Source organism: Agromyces binzhouensis (assembly GCF_004135055.1).
GTDB classification, from domain to species: Bacteria; Actinomycetota; Actinomycetes; order Actinomycetales; family Microbacteriaceae; genus Agromyces; species Agromyces binzhouensis.
The window spans coordinates 1-1,765 of record NZ_SDPL01000527.1 but is presented as its reverse complement, the minus strand read 5'-3'; the positions used below and the strand labels follow the sequence as shown (position 1 = coordinate 1,765).

The 1,765-nt window shown below is 73.5% G+C and carries 1 protein-coding gene and 1 tRNA gene; both read left to right on the top strand.

Annotation, left to right across the window (positions count from 1 at the left end; all coding sequences use genetic code 11):
- Nucleotides 1–224: 224 nt before the first annotated feature.
- A tRNA-Tyr gene (locus ESO86_RS16405) sits at nt 225–309 on the top strand.
- A gap of 119 nt (nt 310–428) precedes the next feature.
- Nucleotides 429–1,262 (top strand): inositol monophosphatase family protein, encoded by an 834-nt coding sequence (locus ESO86_RS16400; protein WP_129235898.1) that lies wholly within the window; start codon nt 429–431, stop codon nt 1,260–1,262.
- Nucleotides 1,263–1,765 lie beyond the last annotated feature (503 nt).

Below are 1,765 nucleotides of genomic sequence, written 5' to 3'. Positions count from 1 at the left end.
GGCGGCTCGCAGGGGTCGCCGGCGACCGGCGCGGCGCCCCGGCTCTCACCGGCGACGAGCGAGCGCGCCGACGGGCTCGGGCCGAACGACACCGTCCCGATCGAGCGGCTCTGACGCAGGCTCCGACGCTCGTCGCGGCCGCACCGGGCTCGATTTCTCGCATCGGCCGACCGCGGGTATCCTTGTGTGGCCCCCGGTCATGTGAACAACGTGGTCGGGCGTTCGGCGAGTTACCCAAGCGGCCAAAGGGATCTGACTGTAAATCAGCTGTCTACGACTTCGGGGGTTCGAATCCCTCACTCGCCACCACGTCGAAGCCCCGGTTCTCCGGGGCTTCCTCCGTTTCCGGGGCCGGATGCCGCGACCTCGCGCGTCACCGCCGCCCGGCCGGCACGCGGCCGGCACGCGGCCCGCAGTAGCGTGGGGGCATGACCGAGAACGCCGCCGCTGCGGCATCCGTCGACCTGCTCGCCATCGCCCGCCGGATCGCCCTCGCGGCCGCCGAAGCGGCCCTAGAGGAACGCCGGAAGGGCATCAGCGTCGCCGCGACGAAGTCGACGCCGACCGACGTCGTGACCGCCGTCGACCGCGACACCGAGGAGCGCATCCGCTCGATGATCCTCGACGCGCGCCCCGACGACGGCATCTTCGGCGAGGAGGACGACACGCACGTCGGCTCGAGCGGCCTGAACTGGGTTGTCGATCCGATCGACGGCACGGTCAACCTGCTCTACGACATCCCGGCGTGGTCGGTGAGCATCGCGGTGGTCGACGGCCCGCCCGACCCCGGGCACTGGCACGCGCTCGCCGGGATCGTCGTCAACCCGGTGACCGGGGAGGTGTTCGAGGCGAGCGTCGGCGGTGGCGCCCGGCTCGTCGACGGGCAGGGGGAGCGCGAGCTCCGGGTGAACGACGACGTGCACCTGTCAGGGGCGCTCGTCGCGACCGGCTTCGGGTACGCGGCCGACCGGCGGGCCGCCCAGGCCGCGGTGCTCGTCGACGTGCTGCCGCGCATCCGCGACATCCGCCGCATCGGGTCTGCCGCGCTGGACCTGGGCGCGGTCGCCGCGGGCCGCCTCGACGCGTTCTACGAGCAGGGCCTGAACCCGTGGGACCATGCGGCGGGCGCGCTGATCGTGCGCGAGGCCGGCGGACGGGTCGGCGGGCTCGGCGGAGCGGCCGAGAGCGATCGGATGCTCGTCGCGGCGCCGCCGTCGCTCTTCGACGACCTGACGGCGCTGCTCGGGGAAGCCGGGGCCTGACGTCTCCGCGGGCGGTGCGACACGCCCGGGTCGTGCCGACGTCGCATCCGCCCGTGGCCTGCGCCGGGCATACGGACGACCATCTCCGCATCCCGCCCGACATGGCGATCCGGGGATCGACCGGTTACGCTTTACCAATCCGTGATCTCGGCCCGCCCGGAGATGACGAGCCCCCCCGTCAGCCCCTCTCGAACGAGCGAAAGTTCCCCACGTGCCCGAGTCCCCCCTCGTGCCCGACCATTCAGCGCCAGGCACCAGAGACCGCTTGCGGTCCGAGCGTACGCCGACGCGCCGCGAACTGCGGGACCGCTCCTCATCCTCCTCACCGGCCGAGCCGGCCGACCGACGGGTCGGCGACTCGGCCGTCGGCGTATCCGGAGGCATCTCCTTCGAGTCGTACCTGCCGTCGGGTGGCGCCTCGGCATCGGCGGCGGGCGCTGCGAGCGAGCCCAGGCGGCGGGCGGATGCCACGGGGCCGCTGCGTCCGCGCGATCGCCGCGAGG